The following is a 17,280-nucleotide window of genomic DNA, read 5'->3' on the forward strand; positions in this document are numbered from 1 at the left end:
ATTAGCTGCCCTCCTTTACTGATCATTATCAGCCTCCCTATATGATTCGATTGTCCTATTTAATTAAAGGGGGTAGAGAGAAAATTTAGGTAATATTTCCTCATAAAAAAATCCGTATGCATAATAGCATACGGATTTTTTCCTATTAATCGATTTTGGAATCTTCGCCAACTTGTCTTTCTACTGATTTACCGGACACAAACCAGCCTACGACTACAATGGCTACTAAGACTGTCCAGAAGATTGCTTTCCACACAGTTGAATGCGGGAAGTGTTCATTTAGAATACCAACACTTGGGTGCGCGAGAGTAACGACTGCCAATTTCACACCGACCCAGCCGACAACTAAGAAGGCTGCTGTTTCAAGTGAAGGACGTTTGTTTAACAATACAACGAATTTCGTTGCAGCGAACCTCATAATAATCAATCCAACGAATCCGCCTAAGAACATGACAATAAATTGTCCGCCGTTAATACCGCCAATATGGAAGTTACCCACTTCAGGAAGAGTCACTGCAAGCGCAACTGCCGCAAGCATTGAATCAATTGCGAAGGCGAGGTCAGCAATTTCGACCTTCACAACAGTCATCCAGAAGCCGGATTGTTTTCTTTCCTTGACCTTGCCATTATCCGACTTAATCATATAATGCTTGATTAGATAGTTAATCATGATATAGAGTAAGTACGCCGCACCAATCGCTTGTATCTGCCATACATTTACGAGGAAGGAAATCAGGAATAATGAACCAATCCTCAATACAAAAGCTCCGACCAATCCATAGAATAAGGCTTTACGCTGCTGTTCCTTCGGTAAATGCTTGACCATAACAGCCATAACCACCGCATTATCAGCCGCTAGAATTCCCTCTAATCCAATTAGTACTAATAAAACCCATGCATACTCTAGTATTAATGCTGCATCCATCTAAATAATTACCTCCTTTATTTTCCAATCCAACAAAAAAGACCCCTGCCTAGTAATTAAACTTACTGGCAAAGGTCTTGCTAAGCATTTTTAAATCAATAAATGCCAACAAAGCCGATGGATACGATCCATGTAATGACGACTTTGTTTTAGGTTTCCCTAACGCTACTCCCCTTTGAATTGGGTTCATATTGGTTTGTATGTTTCATTATAGGTGGTATGCTCAACTTCTGCAAGTATAATATTTTTACAGTCTAGCAATCTGCAGGATAAGATAGAATTAAGATTTTGATTTAGTCATTCTAATTAATTTTAGATATTCCTTCAATACGTCATTAAAGGATCGAGACTTTCCAAAATTAGCAACAAGAAGATTACGGAATGACTCATATTTCTCTTTATAAGGGTACCATTGTATTTCCGATTTTTTGTATCCCAAATCCTCCATCACAGCTTTCTCATGACAGAACATTCGGATTCCATTCTCTCCATGATATCTTCCAATTCCGCTGTCCTTTACTCCGCCAAATGGCAGATTATTATTAGCAACCGTAATTAGCACATCATTAATCAAAACAGCCCCTGATTGAAGCCTCGATGAAATTCTCCGAGCCTTCTCCTTATCTCTAGACCATACACTCGCATTCAGTCCATACCGAGTCCCGTTAGCTATCCTCACAGCGTCCTCTTCATCCTCTGCAGAAATAATAGGCAATACAGGACCAAAGGTTTCCTCCTGCATAATCATCATATCCTCTGTCACCTGGGAGAGGATAAGGGGTTTTATGAACATGGAGTCAAGATCCCACTTGGATGGATGTTCCCCTGCAAGAAGGACAGCCCCTTTTTCAAGTGCATCCTCAACCTGTTGTTTAACGATGTCAATCTGCATGCGCGAGGTCATCGAACCGATATCATCATCCGCTCCGGACCCTTGCTTTAATTGATTCACGAGAGGCAGAAGCTCCTCTAAGAATGGCTCCATCACCATTTCTTCTATAATCAGCCGTTCTACGCTCATACATACTTGACCGCTGTTCGTAAAGGCACCCCAGGCAGCTCCCTCTGCCGCACGTTTCAGGTCAGCATCCTGCAAGACAATCATTGGGTCCTTGCCGCCAAGCTCTAAAGTGGTTGGAATTAAGTCTCTCGCAGCTGCTTGCTGAATAATCTTCCCTGTAGCGACAGAGCCAGTGAAGAAGATATAATCTGGCTTAGCATTTGTCAGGCTTGCCCCGAGCTCTTTTCCGCCATGAGCAACCTGAACGACATTCGGCGGGAATTTTGCTTTCTCAAAAAGGGATTCGATTAATATTCCCACCGCTGGTGTAACCTCTGATGGTTTCAATATCACCGTATTACCTGCAGCCAGTGCAGACAACATCGGGGATAATGATAGTAAGAATGGATAATTCCACGGTGAAATAACAAGCACCGTACCCATTGGCATGTACTCAACCATGGATTTCTTGCCCATCAATAGAAAGGGCGTTTTCACCTTTTGGCTTCTGAGGGTCTTTTCTGCATGCTTCTCAACATGAAGCATGGCATCAAGTGACGGCATAATATCAGCGACAAGGGCATCTGTCCTTACCTTTCCTACATCCTTGGCGATTAGTTCTGCAATAGCATCGATATCCTCTACTACTGCCTCTCGTAAATTTTTGATATAGGAAACACGCTCACGGACAGATAACGCACTCCATCCCCAGAAGGCCGATTTGGCCCTTTCCATCATATCAGCGGCTTGTATAGCAGGCGTTTCCTCGTATTCCATGATGAGCTCTCCAGTAGCTGGCGCATATACTTTCGTCTTTTCTTTATTCACAGCCTGCATACCTTTCATTCCTCCTTATGTAATCTCAATATGGTATTCTGTACGCTTCTTATTAGCCCTATAGTAATCAATCATAGGCATAACCCCGTCTTTAAAATCAGGGCAGCTGATCCCGCTCCCTTCAAGGTCACGCTTGGCATTGCTGCAGTCAAAGTACCCCTTCCAGGTGAAATAATCAAGTGATTCCACTTCCACACCAAAATATTTCCGAACGGGTTTGATCTTTAGCATCGCTTTCGTCAGTATGAAAGGAATATAGCCTTTCGGTTCCTTTCCATTATACATGGTGGAAAACATCCGATAAACTTCGGTAACTGTATACGGTTTTGGATCGGTTAAATGATAGGTTTTCCCTTTTCCTTTATCATTCAAGCTTAAGTAAGCGGTTGCCTGAATGATATAATCAACTGGAACTAGATTAATGACACAAACCGACTTTGTAATAGAAGGAATGATTGGCATGAAACGAATCTTATCAAGAAAGTTCAAGATAAAATATGGACCGTCAAATTTGATGGTTTCCCCTGTCGTCGTACTCCCCTTTACAATTCCGGGACGAATAATCGTAACTGGCAATTCAGGCATCAATGACCGAACAAGCACCTCTGCCTCATATTTTGTCTCTTCATAATAATTCTTAAATGCTTCTGGCCTGACCAGTTCATCCTCATAAAGATTCCCTTCCCGCCGGCCGGCCACATATGCCGTACTGAAGTATGTATAGCGCTTAAGATTGGATAAGGACCTGACGAATTCATTCATGTTTCTTGTTCCATCCACATTGACTGAATAGGCAATCTCTCTCGGCACAGCCAAATCATAAATGGCAGCTAAATGGAAGACATGGGTAATATCCTCTCTGTTGAAACCGATTTCATTTCCGGTCATATTTAAATTCGGTTTAGAGATATCACCCGCTACAAGCTGAAATTGTTCTTCCCCTAAATGAAATTCCTGCATAATTTGGTATCTTTCATTCTGCGCTTTTTCGACCTGGGAGGGAAGAACAATTGCCACAAGTTTATTGAAGCTCTTATCCGTATCCAGCAACTCCCGTATAAGCTGATTTGAAATAAAACCAGGAAACCCTGTAAAAAAATATACATGATCCATCTCCTAAACCACTCCCTTAAGACTTTACACCATTGTAAGAACATTCGGAAAAATATGTCAACTGTTTTTCACCATGAAAAAACTGCCTCTTTATAAAGAGGCAGCAATGTAATTATCTTTCATGCTGATCCATTGGATTATATAATTCAATATCTGGATTCTTCTCCTGGAACCAACGCAAGGCGAAATCATTTTCAAACAAGAAGGCATACTGGTCATAACGATCACGGACCAGCAAGCTTCTTGAGCTAGAAAGCTTCTCATCAACCTTCTCATTTGTCGTCCACCGTGCAATCTTATCTCCCATGCGCTCCATTATAACTTCAGTATTATATTCATTCTTCATCCGATGCTCAAATACTTCAAACTGAAGCTGACCTACCGCACCAAGGATATATGATTCAATCCCCACTGTTTTGAAGAGCTGAATAGCGCCTTCCTGGACAAGCTGGTTAATCCCTTTATGGAAGTGCTTCTGCTTAAGTACGTTTTTCGCACTAACTCTCACGAACATCTCAGGCGTAAACTGCGGCAGCTTCTCAAAGGAGAAGGCCTCCTTGCCAGATGTTAGCGTGTCTCCGATTTGGTAGGTTCCTGTATCGTATAGACCGATAATATCACCAGCAACTGCCTCTGAAACATTATTTCGCTCCTCCGCCAGGAACTGAGTAGAATTGTTGAGCTTCATCGGCTTTCCTGTCCGGCTTAACGTCACATTCATGCCTCTTTCAAACTTACCGGAGCAAATACGGAAGAACGCAATGCGGTCACGGTGCATTGGGTTCATATTTGCCTGAATCTTAAAGATAAAGCCAGAGAACATTTCCTGAACAGGCTCTATCGGTCCAACAGAGGATTCCCTTGGACTAGGCATTGGAGCAAATTCTAAATACGTATCCAAGAATGTTTGAACGCCAAAATTCGTCAAGGCACTTCCAAAGAATACAGGAATGAGTTCACCTTCTAATACCTTATCACGGGAGAATTCATTCCCCGCTTCATTTAGGAGCATCACTTCTTCAAGCGTTTCCTCATACAAAGCTTCATCCAGGCCTGGGTGGTGGTTTCCTTCTACTTCTCCGTCCTCGTTAAGCGGGATGAAACGATCCTCTTCTTCTGCCTTGAACATTTCGATTCGATTGTAGAAGCGGTCATAAATCCCAAAGAAATCTTTCCCCATGCCCATTGGCCAGTTCATCGGATAAGATTCAATACCAAGCACCTCTTCAAGCTCAGCAAGCAGCTCAAGCGGTGTTTTCCCTTGGCGGTCCATTTTATTAATAAAGGTAAAGATAGGGATTCCTCTCATGCGGCAAACCTTGAAAAGCTTCAAGGTCTGCGCCTCAATCCCTTTCGCTGCATCAATAATCATGACGGCACTGTCGACTGCCATCAATGTACGATACGTATCTTCACTGAAGTCTTGGTGACCTGGGGTATCGAGAATATTGACCCGAGTTCCCTTATAGTCAAATTGCATAACACTGGAGGTTACGGAGATTCCACGCTGCTTTTCAATCTCCATCCAGTCACTTGTTGCGTATTTTCCTGTTTTCCGTCCTTTAACTGTCCCAGCATCACGGATTGCACCGCCGAACAACAACAGTTTCTCTGTTAATGTTGTTTTCCCCGCATCCGGGTGGGAAATAATCGCAAAGGTTCGTCTAGATTCTATTTGCTCTTTTAAATTTGTCATATATGCCATCCTTTATATAAAAGTCCATCTTTCCACTATACCATGCAGGAAATCATTATGTGAATAATTGCCTCAATAAATCCTTGGTCAAACAGACATATTTTCTCACATCAAGTTAAATATAGTCAATTGGCTAAATCAATAGTAAAGGACTATTTTCCGGGCAAATTATGTTTAGGGCAAAAAGGCATTAAAAAAAACGGGCCGATAGCCCGTCATTAATCTTTATGCTACTCGCTTCTTTTTCCCAAAAAAACGTTTAGACAAATAGCCAATAACAGCTGGTGCTGCTGCGACTAGAATTCTTTTCATGACTCTATTCTTCATCAGTATCACCATCCTTTAAGGAACATTACCCGTAATCAAGAATTGGTAATCATACCATTTAAAAGGATAAGAAGAATTTACTATTAATTTTTTACCTTAAATAGAATTGATAATTTAGGACATGTATAGTAGGTTAATTAATGCTTACTAAATATCTAATTATCTACACCAGGAGGACTACATTATGGAAGAACAAGGTCTGAAGTATTTTGTGGCGCTTGCCCACAAGAAGAAAAGACTATTGGATCATTATCCACTTCATTATTTTATTCGAGCTATGCTGGCAGGTATCTTTGTCGGATTCCTAATTGTCACATGCTTCCGTACAGGTGAATACTTCCGTGTGGCTGATTCGCCATTCGCTTACCTTTTCCCGGCATTATTCTTTGGTATCGCCTTGATTTTGATTACATATGGCGGTGCTGAATTATTTACGGGCAATACTTCCTATTTCACAGTTGCTTATATGCGTAATGAGGTTCAATTACGTGATATTGGACGAAACTGGGTTGCTTGTTATTTAGGGAATGCAGCTGGAGCTATTTTCTTAGCCATTCTCTTTTATTTCACCGGTATTTTCAGCCATATTCCAAACGATCATTTATTACATGAGATTGTTTCTTATAAAATGCACGGATCCGTTACGGCCCTTTTCTTCAAAGGAATTCTTTGTAACTGGCTCGTATGTTTAGCGGTATTCTTGCCAACGCAAGTGAAAGGCGATGGAGCAAAAATGGCGATGATGGTTCTTGTCGTATTCTTGTTCTTCAGCTCCGGTTTTGAGCACAGTATCGCAAACCTTTCTTTATTCTCTATCGCGTTGATTTCTCCACACCCTGATACAATCTCCATTGGGGCAGCCATTTATAATCTGATTCCAGTAACAATCGGCAACATTGTCGGCGGCGCTGTCTTCGTTGGTATGCTGTATCAATTCTTAAGCAAATCTGCTACAAAATTAAGCTTAGAGGATAATCTTAATCGCGTAGATGAAATCGCAGAAAAAGCAAAATAATAATCACCAAAAAACGAGCAGACATAATCTGCTCGTTTTTTTATCCTTGCATGACAGCTTCCTTATTAATTTCTATGAACTGATAATCTGTTTCGTTTAAAGTATCTTCTATCAGTTCGACTAAATGGGCATGATGAGTAAAGAAGATGATTTGTGTTGCTTTTGATAATTCTGCCAGGACCTCGAGTGTAACCTTAGAGCGTTTATTGTCAAAATGAACGAGAATATCATCCACAATAAACGGAACCGGTTCGTTGTCCTCACAATATTTCTCGATGCTCGCAACACGCAAAGCCAGGTACAGCTGATCCATTGTACCATCGCTCATTGCATCAATCCCAATTTTCTCTCCATTCCTGATTCCAAGAAGAACTTCCTCATCCTTCTCATTATAATCAACGGTAAGTCCTTCAAAGCTATACTCTGTCAGGCGGGCAAACAATGTTGAAGCCCTCGTTAAAATAGGATTTTGATTCTGTGCTCGATAATATTCTATTCCCTTTTGCAAGATCATAACAGCTAGTCTCTTTTCGACGTATTGCTCACAAAGGGCTGAAAGGTCTGCTATCACTGATTCCCTTTCTTCAGTCGCCATAACAGACGTAACTGAACTTCCGTGAATCTTCTCTTCATACTCTTTCTTACAAACCCCAAATGATTGGTAGGCAGCAGAACAGTTTTCATCGAGCTCCTTTTGCTCAAGCTCCAATTCTGTCAAGTGCCCTTCAAGATGCTCCATATCTTGCTCTGCAATCTCCTGCTCAAGTTCATCAATGGACCCGCTTCCTGCTATTTCCTGAAGAACGAGATCGAGCTCATTGATCCTTCTCGTTAAATCTTGCTTAGCTGCATATTGCTCCTCCACAGCCTGTAATTCATCCACTGTCTGAACACCGGCAAGTGAGAGTAGGCCACATAGCGATTCTTCAGCTGCTTGCTGCTTCTGAGAGGCTGTTTCATACCCAGCCAAGCACTCCTCTAACTGACGATTCCAATCCTCTTTATCACGTTTATTCTGCAGCTGCTTCTTTAATTCATCCGCCAGCTTATAAACCAACGATTGAATATTGCCTTGTTTCGGCCAGTTTACCTGATCAAGAAGATAGCCGATTTTCTGTTCAAAATCTTGGACAAACATTCTGCTCGCATTCATTCTCGCACTCAGTTCAATCCATTCATCATAAAGCTTTACACACCGGTCATAACGTTCGACTCTTTCAAGAGCCGTATCCGTTGGACACGTCCCATCAAGTTGAATGGGACATACCGCTTCCGCCCACTCATCCTTCCAGTCTACGTATTGGCGATTCTTCTCTTTCAATTCATTCTCCATCTCGAGAAGAGCTATTCGCTTATTCTTCCAATCAGATTCCAATGCCTGTTTTTCAAGGCTGCGGGCTGATTCTTTATCCTTAAAGACAGTCGCTTCCTTTATCCAGCGGGCCAATGAGTAATCTTGATAGGATACATTCAACTTAGTAACAGATGCCAACGCATCATACAGCCTTTTCTTCAGCAGTTGACTCTGCTCGTTCAGCTTGCTGCAGGCATGCTCTTTCTTTTGGCATTGTGAAAGCAAATACTTTATTTCTCTATACTTAGACATCCATGCCTTCATTTCTTGCGGAGAAAGGGGCGTAATCCCATTCTCTTGCCAAAGTGCATTCCATTTGCCATATAATTGACGGCCCACATCATCTAGGTGTTCCAGCTTACGTTTGTACCCTTCCATACGGTTTACTGCTTCATCTATATCATTCAAGTATTTCTGCTTCATGCCCACCTTCGCAGACTCATGTCTCATAACATCTGCCAATTCATCCGCTTTTTCTAATTGGGATTCATAAATGTCGGTAAGCTTGTTTTCTCCTGCATAACGGGCAATTTCCGCTTCCGTCAACTTCTGACCATCTAATGTACGGCGAACCAGTTTCCAACTCTCATCCCGATTTCGTCTTGCTTTCTTTAGGTTTTCCTCTGTTGGGATAACTGTACTCGCTTCAAGATCACGGAGAGCAGCACGGGCGGAGGAAAGCAATTCTTCCTCCGTAACAAACTTTTGTTTCCAAGCAAGAACATCTTCCTTGTATGTCTTCTCTTCTTTCATGAATTGCTCAATCGTCTCTTCTAAGATTGGTATATGAAGTCCGGCAAATTCCGTCCTTCCTCCGTTCCAGAGCGGCAAAGTCTTTAATTGCTCATCAATGGAATCCTGCATATCTTTTAATTCAGCTTGCAATTCAGCAATCCTATCCTCAAGTTTCCCTTCATCATGAGCAGCCGCTAATGCAGCTTGTAAATCATCAAGTGAATGAAGCTCGCCATAATTCTCCCATTCCTGTTTCTTCAAAGAAACAACTTCTTCCATTGCCGTAATCCGCAGGCGCAGCTCAGAAATAGAACTTTTTAGGATTCGATGGTTTTCATGCAGGGAACGAATTTTCTCTTTACGTGCAGGCTGAATTCGAAGATTTTCCATTTCTACAGCCTCCATGCTCATAAAGCCCATATTCTGAAGGAGATCATCTAATTGTTTTCGGCAGACTTCAGCCCGCTCTTTCAGATTCTCATAATCACGTTTTTCTTTCTCATAGGCACCAATATCACCGTTTAAGGATTGGATAACGGATTCTTCTTTCAATATGTTCTCATCAACTGAAAGCTGGGCCAGCTTTTCCTTTAGGTTATCCGCTTCTGCCTTTGCTGTTTGTGCCGTTTCTGCACAAGAGCGAATGATTTTGGATAGTTCTCTCCTTTGGAGGGAACAATCATGAGGAAGAGTTGGAATCGATTCATAGGGGGCTAATTTGTCCAATAATAGCTTTCTTTCAGCAAGCTTAGGTGAAGCTTTGCGCAGCTTCTCAAGCTTATTAATTCGAGCGGAAACTTGAGCCTGTTTCTCCCTCAATTCTGAAATAACAGCCTTTCCATCTGTGTATTCCTTCTCCAATTCCTTCCATCGCCTTGCCAGCATGAGAGATTCATTGGCTTTCTTCGTTAATTCCTTTTCCTTACGAATTAGTTCATTAATCGGCGGTTTTGACCCACCTGCCTTATAAAGTTCCTTGCTGGCTGAGTCTAGCTGCCCCATAACTTGTTTAATTGCATTGATGCCGGATGCAGCAGCAAAAAGACTCTCACCAACATGCCCATTACTCGCAAGCAAGGCTTCTCCGCCTTCACGCAAGGTTTCATGATTCAAGGCGAACATAGAACGAAAGGTATCTTCTGATAAGACATTGATATACGGTACCAATGAGTTATCTGGAATTGCTTCTCCATTCTCATCTAGAAGGGTCTTTGTCTTCCCTTTTCTCCGATAGAACTTGATCGTATCCCCTGCTGCATTCGAAATGGTTCCTCCTATACGAAGCTTTGTATTCGGATGCAGGAAAGAATCCTTAGAATTGTGAGGAATGCCGTATAAAAGCTGGGTAATCGAGCGCAGCAAGGTACTTTTCCCTGCTTCATTATTGCCGTATAACACATGAAAGGAATGTCCTTGATCAAACGGGATCGAATAATTCGTAAAATGCCCAAAGGCCTCAATTTCTAGCCTGTCAAACCTCATGAATGTTTCCCCCTGTCCATAAGCAATCCTTCATTAATGATATCTTTAGCTGCTTGAATTTTTTCTCTCAAAGCATCTGCCGTATCTGGTATAACGGGCTCATCGCCGCGTTTCAGGTCCATAGGAAGCGCATTATGAAGCGATTGAAATTCCTCCTTGATTTCTTGAAGCATCTCTTCATATGACATGTCATCAAGCCACTCCAATATTCCTGTAACCGGAGTTGAATTGGACGCTTCTGATAATGAATTCAACGCAGTTGTCTTGAGCTTGACCTTTTCTATCCATATATCTCCGTTTCCAATTGAAAAAGCCATTGAACGCAAATCATTCAGAACCCTGTCCCTATCACTTGCCAGCTCAAAATGGAGAGGGGTTTGTCCATTCAGAATAAAGCGGAGAGCGAGCATCCTTCCATCCGCCAAATCATAGGCCTTTTCGATTTCTTGCTCGATTTGTGCCATCCACTCTTCATACTGAGTGACTCCAGTTAAATCCGCATCAATTACCTCCCATCTGAGAACATCAAGAGGCATATGAGTCATATCTTTTAATGTACCGCCCTCGACCTCAACAAGTGTACAGCCTTTCGGACCCGTTTCTTTACTATGTCGGCTTTGAATATTACCAGGAAATAAGATAACTGGCTCTTTCTCACTCAGATATTCTCTCTTATGAATATGGCCAAGTGCCCAATAATCGTACCCTTTTCCTTTCATATCCTCAATCGAGCAGGGAGCATAGTTTTCATGCCCTTCCCGCCCGCCGGCAGAAGTATGAAGAATGCCGATATTGTAATAGCCATCCACACTATTGGGATATCCTTTGACCAAATTATCAAGAACCGCTCTCGTGCTGAATCCTTGACCATGGATGACCACGCCGATATCATCCAGCTTCACGCTTCCGCATTTCTTCACATCAAACATATGAACATTGTCAGGCAGCTTAATTTCCTTCGTGATTACACTTGCCGCATCATGGTTTCCTTTGATCATGAACACGGGAATCTGCTCTTTTTGAAGCCGTGCCATTTCACTGGCAAAGTATAATCCCGTATTATAGTCCTTCCAATCACCATCATACAGATCTCCTGCAATGATGATAAAATCCACTTGCCTTTCAATGGCTAAATCAACGAGATTGGTAAAGGCTTCACGGGTGGCGCTTCGTAATCGTCCAACCGGAGCGCCTTCATATCGAGACAACCCTTTTAATGGACTGTCCAAATGAATATCGGCGGCATGAATAAATGTGAAATCCATTATTCCTTTTCCTCCTTATAAGCAATCATCAAGTTCTCTTCACTCTTAGTGATAGAATAACATAGATTTTAGTCCAATTATCTATCTGGAAACAAAAGACAGAACATATGTTCCCATCTATCTCGTAGTATACCCTCTTTTATCTGTTTATGCATCACGTTCATCCAAAATATTCTCCTTCATTTTCCAAGAAGCAGGTTATACTTGATTGAAACTTTTATTGATAGCCCTTCGTATATACTCTTACATAGGTAAAATATCGTGGCAATACGTGCTTATCTATAAGAATTTAACTATGGTGTAAGATAAACAGAACCAATCATCATAAGGAGTGAAAGAAAATGAGTACATATATTGAATCAAATCGGTATACTCTTCCAAAAGTACTTCGTACATTTACACTGTCATTGGCTGTTTCTTTGTTAGGATTTATCGTCGGGAATTTTGTTCCGCCCGCCTTATTCCTGCCAATCATGATTTTAGAGTTCGTTATGCTAATCGCGGCTTTCTTTGTCCGAAGAAGAAAAATGCTTTCATACGGATTTTTATATGCCTTTACCTTTATTTCAGGAATCACCCTGTTTCCGATCGTCACTAGCTATTTAATCACGATTGGAGCAAAGCCTGTTCTCATGAGTCTTGCTGCTACTGTTGCCATTTTCGGAGGACTTTCCTTATATGCTTCAACAACAAAACGGGATTTCTCCTTTTTGGGAGGCTTTCTAACTGCTGCTTTGCTAGCACTTATTGTTATCGGCATTTTCAACTTGTTTTCACCCTTATCCTCAACAGCGACTCTTGTTTATTCCTTTATCGGCATTCTTGTGTTCAGCGGTTATGTCATTTTTGACGTAAACAGGATGAAGCAATATGGGGTATCAGATGAGGCTGTGCCATTAATGGCGTTAAATCTATATCTGGACTTCGTCAACTTGTTTATATACATCCTTCAGTTTATTGGAGTGCTCTCTTCAAGAGATTAAGAATATCCACCTGTTTTCCGCCGCTTTTGCGGCGTTTTTTTATTTGCCCAGTTTTGCCTGCATATCGTTGTACATACTTTTTATCATTCTACGCAAATTATTAAAGCAGTGAATGAAAGTGAAATGAGGGTGCAATTATGAGTTTTAATTCTGATCAGTCAAAAGTGAGCATATGGTGCCTGGCCAGCATTGCTGCTGTTCCGCTCATTATGACACTAGGTAATTCCATGCTAATTCCTGTTCTGCCCATATTGGAGAAAAAGGTTTCCATATCCTCCTTCCAATCGAGCCTGATCATCACAAGTTATTCGGTGGCCTCAATATTGCTTATCCCGATTGCAGGATACTTATCGGATCGATTTGGGCGTAAGATGATTTTACTTCCCAGCCTTGCCATCACATTTATCGGAGGACTCGTATCCGGTTTTGCCTCCTGGAAAATGAGTGATCCCTATATGGTGATTATCATCGGCAGAATCATCCAAGGAATTGGTTCAGCCGGCGCTTTTCCAATCATCCTTCCACTTGTGGGTGATTTGTATAAGGACGATGATGAAGCAAGCGCCTGCTTAGGAATTGTGGAGACATCCAATACATTTGGCAAAGTATTGAGCCCGATTCTTGGCGCAGCCCTTGCCCTGTGGATATGGTATATCCCCTTCTTTTCTATTTCTGTCTTCAGTTTAATTAGTTTTTTGATGGTTCTATTCTTTATTAAAGTTCCAAAAAAGAAGGATGAGCCTCCTAAGCTCAAAGATTTTTTACAGCAGGTTAAAAAGATTTTTCATACCGATGGAAGATGGCTCTATAGTGTGTTCATTACCGGTGCCTTTATCATGTTGATTTTGTTTGCAGTACAGTTCTATTTATCAAATATCCTTGAATCTAAATATGATATCCATAACATTAAAAAGGGATTTATTTTAGCCATTCCTTTGTTCTTTTTATGTATAGCCTCATTTATCACAGGAAAGAAGATCAAGGATAATATTAAAGCCATGAAGATATTGATTATCATTTCCTTGGTGATTTCCTGTGTTTCCATTTGTTTCACCTCTCATATCGATAATCTCTATTTACTTATAGGCGTTTTATCCATATTTGGAGCAGGGCTTGGAGCGATTCTTCCCTCATTGGATGCCCTTATTACCGAAAATATTGAAAAGGAACAAAGGGGAACGATTACTTCCTTCTATAGTTCCGCCCGTTTTTTCGGGGTTGCTGCTGGACCTCCCCTTATGTCCTATTTCTTGAAAGAAAATGAATCCTATCTTTTCTATTCATTCAGTATCCTATCTGTTCTGCTTATCATTCTTATCGCCAAATGCATTAATGCAGAATCACCTGCATAAATCATTTGCTGTCTAATATGGGCTGACTCGATCATCAGGGTCAGCTTTTTATTGGGCAGGAAACCTCCACATCCCAAGTAATTTGCCGCCTCAGCATAAACATGTGAATTTCCGCTATTCATGTCCTAAATCTCATGATTACTCTCCTTATAAAAGGGAATGAAGAAACAAGAGGATTTAATTACCTCATCACATACGAGGAGGGTATGCATGCATAAGAATAATATGAAAGCCGTTGTAATCGAGGAATACGGCGGATTAAACGAACTGAAGGAAAAAGTCATTGATAAACCAATCCCCCTAGATAATCAAGTTCTTGTGGAAGTAAAAGCTGCTTCAGTTAACCCTATTGACTGGAAACTCAGAGAAGGCTATCTGCAGGACCGTTATGATTTTGAATTTCCCATCATACTTGGCTGGGATGTTGCAGGTGTAGTAGCCGATGTTGGAAAGCATGTTCAAGGCTTTGAAATAGGCGACCGTGTTTTTGCACGGCCAGAGCTGACCCGTCTCGGTACATATGCCGAATATACCGTAGTGGATGACTTATTGCTCGCAAAGATTCCCGATAATCTATCCTTTGACGAGGCTGCCTCTATTCCTTTAGCCGGTTTGACAGCCTATCAGGCTTTATTTGATGCGCTCGAAATCATGGAGGGACAAAAAGTCTTGATTCACGCTGGGGCGGGCGGTGTTGGCACCTACGCAATCCAACTGGCGAAACTAAAAGGAGCTTATGTCGCCACAACAGCGAGCAAGAAAAATCATGGCTACTTAACCTCATTAGGGGCTGACCAATGCATTGACTATAAGACAGAATCATTCGAAGAAATCTTAAGTGAGTATGACGCTGTATTTGATACGGTAGGTGGGCAGACCCTTCTAAATAGCATGAAAGTTCTCCGTAAAGGCGGAAAAATTGTTTCCATCGTGGAACCTCCCTCTGAACAAAAGGCTGGCCAATATGGGATTAGAGAGCAATTCCTCTGGCTTATCCCGAGAGGAGACCAGTTGCAGGAGCTTGCCTCCCTTTTAGGGGAAGGACGATTGAAGCCCGCTCCGCTTGAAACCTTTCCTTTCTCCGAAAAAGGAGTCAGAAATGCCCAAGAGCTCAGTGAATCCGGCCATACAAGGGGCAAGATTGTCATCAAGATGGGCTAGACTATTTCTTGGGAAATCAAAGAAAGGAGGAGAAACATTATCTGTTTCTCCTCCTTTCTATTATTTAGGCTGTTTCTCACATGCGGTGAATGGTATCCATTCCCGTATTGGATTTAACCAAAATTTCATCATACTTCGCTTCATCCACCTTCTGCCTTGATAAGATTGTTCCAATATAGCCAGCAATAAATCCTAGCGGAATGGATACAAGTCCAGGCGTCGTCAATGGAAATAGTGCTTCCCCAGTCAGAATAGCTGAACCATCCGGACTAAAGACGTTCGGACTAATCAGCACCAGTCCTACGGAGGAAATTAACCCGACAACCATGGCACTGATTGCACCAGTTGTGTTGAACTTCTTCCAGTAGATCGTAAAGAGGATGACCGGCAAATTAGCACTCGCTGCGACAGCGAAGGCAAGAGAGACAAGGAAAGCAACATTCAAGTTTTGAGCTACTAAAGCCAGCAAAATGGAAATGACAGATACCCCAATAGATGCATAGCGCGCCATCTTGACTTGTTCCTTTTCGTTCGCTTTACCTTTACGAAGGATTTCATTATAGAAATCATGGGCAAACGCTGATGCACCGGTTAGAACCAATCCAGCTACAACAGCAAGGATTGTTGCAAAGGCAACAGCAGAGACGAAGGCAAATAGCATATTTCCGCCCAATGCCTGTGCGAGAAGCGGCGCAGCCATATTACCTGCTGCATTCGCTGCAACGATATCAGTCGTGCCAACAAAGGCGGCTGCCCCAAAGCCCAAGAATATGGTCATGACATAAAAGGCTCCAATAATCCAAGTTGCCACAACGACTGAGCTTCTCGCTGCCTTGGCATCCTTCACCGTGAAGAATCGGACCAAAATGTGCGGGAGCCCAGCTGTACCTAATACAAGGCCCATTGTTAGCGAGAGTGTATCAAGCCCCTCCGTATATTTAACTCCAGGATTTAAGAAAGCCTCCTTCAGCGGAGTCGCTGATCTCATTGATTCAAACATATAAGGGATGCTGTAATTAAACTTTGCCAGGACGATAATCGAAATGATAAATGTCCCCGTCATCAAGAGAAGTGCCTTGACGATTTGGACCCAGCTTGTCGCATGCATACCGCCAAAGATAACATATATAGTCATCAAGGTGCCGACAATTAAAACGGAGGTTGTATATTCAATCCCTAATAATAATTTTATAAGTGCTCCTGCGCCAACCAATTGAGCGATCATATAAAAAATAGAAATTGCCATTGTATTAAAGGCTGCAAACCCTCTAATTTTCTTCGTATCAAAGCGTGCTGCCAGCATATCTGCCAACGTATATTTACCAAGATTTCGAAGAGGCTCCGCCACTAAATATAGAACAACTAGATAAGCAACCAAAAAGCCAATGCTGTAAAAGAACCCATCAAACCCAGCAAGAGCGATTGAACCGGCAATTCCTAGGAATGATGCAGCTGACATATAATCCCCAGCAATGGCCAGACCATTCTGCCAACCGGTCAGACCACTTCCCGCTGTATAAAATTCACTTGCATTGCTCGTTCGTTTGGATGCCCAATAAGTGATCAATAGTGTAATGAAAACAATCCCAAGAAACATTGTAAAGGCAGCTACATTCATTTGGACGTCTCTCCTTTTCTCATCTGAAGAATCTTATCCGTAAGTATGTCAAATTGTCCAGCCTTTTTGGAGTAAATCATACATAAAGCCCATGTCATGATAAATTGTCCAAAAGCAAATACCCACGCCCATGTAATGCTTCCATAAAACGATTGATTAAGAACAGTGGAATAAGAGGTCATAAGCGGCAATGCGAAGTAAAAGACTAAGAAAAACAATGTGAAAGGAATGATGAACCGTTTTTTAATTTGCAGCAGTTTCTGGAAATCAGCTGATTGAACAATAGCCGAATAATTCGTTCGGCTGCCCTCCTCCTTATAAGTCGGTTTCTTTTCTCCCATATATCCGTCTCCTTTCCGGCTCCCTTTAGGGAAGCGCTTCCAAATTTACGGAATATTTATACTATTTAGTACAAGC

General features: G+C 41.8%; 12 protein-coding genes and 1 riboswitch. Of the genes, 4 read left to right on the top strand and 8 right to left on the bottom strand.

What is annotated here, in order from left to right; translation table 11 throughout:
- Window positions 1-145 precede the first annotated feature (145 nt).
- The 4 genes from AC622_RS13850 to AC622_RS13865 form a co-directional block, all read right to left on the bottom strand.
- Window positions 146-925, bottom strand: a complete 780-nt coding sequence (locus AC622_RS13850; protein WP_049671599.1) for a TerC family protein — start codon at window positions 923-925, stop codon at window positions 146-148.
- 82 nt (window positions 926-1,007) lie between these two features.
- A riboswitch (yybP-ykoY riboswitch) is annotated at window positions 1,008-1,111 on the bottom strand.
- Window positions 1,112-1,205: 94 nt separating this feature from the next.
- Entirely contained in the window at window positions 1,206-2,762 is a 1,557-nt protein-coding gene (locus AC622_RS13855) for an aldehyde dehydrogenase family protein (RefSeq protein WP_082197147.1), read from the bottom strand.
- A gap of 15 nt (window positions 2,763-2,777) precedes the next feature.
- Window positions 2,778-3,875, bottom strand: coding sequence for an SDR family oxidoreductase (locus AC622_RS13860; protein WP_049671600.1), 1,098 nt, complete (start codon window positions 3,873-3,875; stop codon window positions 2,778-2,780).
- Between the two features lie 112 nt (window positions 3,876-3,987).
- A complete protein-coding gene (locus AC622_RS13865) occupies window positions 3,988-5,571 on the bottom strand; it encodes a peptide chain release factor 3 (protein WP_049671601.1) in 1,584 nt (527 codons plus the stop codon).
- 511 nt (window positions 5,572-6,082) lie between these two features.
- On the opposite strand from AC622_RS13865, the gene AC622_RS13870 reads away from it, so the two are divergent.
- The gene (locus tag AC622_RS13870) at window positions 6,083-6,913 is read left to right on the top strand and encodes a formate/nitrite transporter family protein (RefSeq protein ID WP_049671602.1); all 831 of its coding nucleotides are present in this window, start codon (window positions 6,083-6,085) and stop codon (window positions 6,911-6,913) included.
- A gap of 40 nt (window positions 6,914-6,953) precedes the next feature.
- On the opposite strand, the gene AC622_RS13875 is transcribed toward AC622_RS13870, so the two are convergent.
- Both AC622_RS13875 and AC622_RS13880 read right to left on the bottom strand, forming a co-directional pair.
- Complete coding sequence (locus AC622_RS13875; protein WP_049671603.1) at window positions 6,954-10,484, bottom strand: YhaN family protein; 3,531 nt, start codon at window positions 10,482-10,484, stop codon at window positions 6,954-6,956.
- Complete coding sequence (locus AC622_RS13880; RefSeq protein ID WP_049671604.1) at window positions 10,481-11,749, bottom strand: metallophosphoesterase family protein; 1,269 nt, start codon at window positions 11,747-11,749, stop codon at window positions 10,481-10,483. The genes AC622_RS13875 and AC622_RS13880 overlap by 4 nt, the downstream gene beginning before the upstream one ends.
- A 341-nt stretch (window positions 11,750-12,090) precedes the next feature.
- Between AC622_RS13880 and AC622_RS13885 the strand changes: the two genes are divergently transcribed.
- The 3 genes from AC622_RS13885 to AC622_RS13895 all read left to right on the top strand — a co-directional run bounded on the left by AC622_RS13885 (window position 12,091) and on the right by AC622_RS13895 (window position 15,245).
- Entirely contained in the window at window positions 12,091-12,732 is a 642-nt protein-coding gene (locus AC622_RS13885; RefSeq protein WP_049671605.1) for a Bax inhibitor-1/YccA family protein, read from the top strand.
- 137 nt (window positions 12,733-12,869) lie between these two features.
- On the top strand, window positions 12,870-14,084 hold the full coding sequence (locus AC622_RS13890) for an MFS transporter (protein WP_049671606.1): 1,215 nt from the start codon (window positions 12,870-12,872) through the stop codon (window positions 14,082-14,084).
- A gap of 225 nt (window positions 14,085-14,309) precedes the next feature.
- Complete coding sequence (locus tag AC622_RS13895; protein WP_049672976.1) at window positions 14,310-15,245, top strand: NADP-dependent oxidoreductase; 936 nt, start codon at window positions 14,310-14,312, stop codon at window positions 15,243-15,245.
- A 76-nt stretch (window positions 15,246-15,321) separates the two neighbouring features.
- Here the strand turns inward: AC622_RS13895 and AC622_RS13900 are convergent, their stop codons facing one another.
- A complete protein-coding gene (locus tag AC622_RS13900) occupies window positions 15,322-16,863 on the bottom strand; it encodes a solute symporter family protein (protein WP_049671607.1) in 1,542 nt (513 codons plus the stop codon).
- Window positions 16,860-17,204, bottom strand: coding sequence for a DUF485 domain-containing protein (locus tag AC622_RS13905; RefSeq protein WP_049671608.1), 345 nt, complete (start codon window positions 17,202-17,204; stop codon window positions 16,860-16,862). The genes AC622_RS13900 and AC622_RS13905 overlap by 4 nt, the downstream gene beginning before the upstream one ends.
- Between the last annotated feature and the right edge of the window lie 76 nt (window positions 17,205-17,280).

Origin of the sequence: Bacillus sp. FJAT-27916 (assembly GCF_001183965.1) — a bacterium.
Classification (GTDB): domain Bacteria; phylum Bacillota; class Bacilli; order Bacillales; family Pradoshiaceae; genus Pradoshia.

Coding starts and splice junctions, on each gene's coding strand:
- AC622_RS13850 (WP_049671599.1), bottom strand. CDS start 925: ATGGATGCAGCATTAATACTAGAGTATGCATGGGTTTTATTAGTACTA.
- AC622_RS13855 (WP_082197147.1), bottom strand. CDS start 2,762: ATGCAGGCTGTGAATAAAGAAAAGACGAAAGTATATGCGCCAGCTACT.
- AC622_RS13860 (WP_049671600.1), bottom strand. CDS start 3,875: ATGGATCATGTATATTTTTTTACAGGGTTTCCTGGTTTTATTTCAAAT.
- AC622_RS13865 (WP_049671601.1), bottom strand. CDS start 5,571: ATGACAAATTTAAAAGAGCAAATAGAATCTAGACGAACCTTTGCGATT.
- AC622_RS13870 (WP_049671602.1), top strand. CDS start 6,083: ATGGAAGAACAAGGTCTGAAGTATTTTGTGGCGCTTGCCCACAAGAAG.
- AC622_RS13875 (WP_049671603.1), bottom strand. CDS start 10,484: ATGAGGTTTGACAGGCTAGAAATTGAGGCCTTTGGGCATTTTACGAAT.
- AC622_RS13880 (WP_049671604.1), bottom strand. CDS start 11,749: ATGGATTTCACATTTATTCATGCCGCCGATATTCATTTGGACAGTCCA.
- AC622_RS13885 (WP_049671605.1), top strand. CDS start 12,091: ATGAGTACATATATTGAATCAAATCGGTATACTCTTCCAAAAGTACTT.
- AC622_RS13890 (WP_049671606.1), top strand. CDS start 12,870: ATGAGTTTTAATTCTGATCAGTCAAAAGTGAGCATATGGTGCCTGGCC.
- AC622_RS13895 (WP_049672976.1), top strand. CDS start 14,310: ATGAAAGCCGTTGTAATCGAGGAATACGGCGGATTAAACGAACTGAAG.
- AC622_RS13900 (WP_049671607.1), bottom strand. CDS start 16,863: ATGAATGTAGCTGCCTTTACAATGTTTCTTGGGATTGTTTTCATTACA.
- AC622_RS13905 (WP_049671608.1), bottom strand. CDS start 17,204: ATGGGAGAAAAGAAACCGACTTATAAGGAGGAGGGCAGCCGAACGAAT.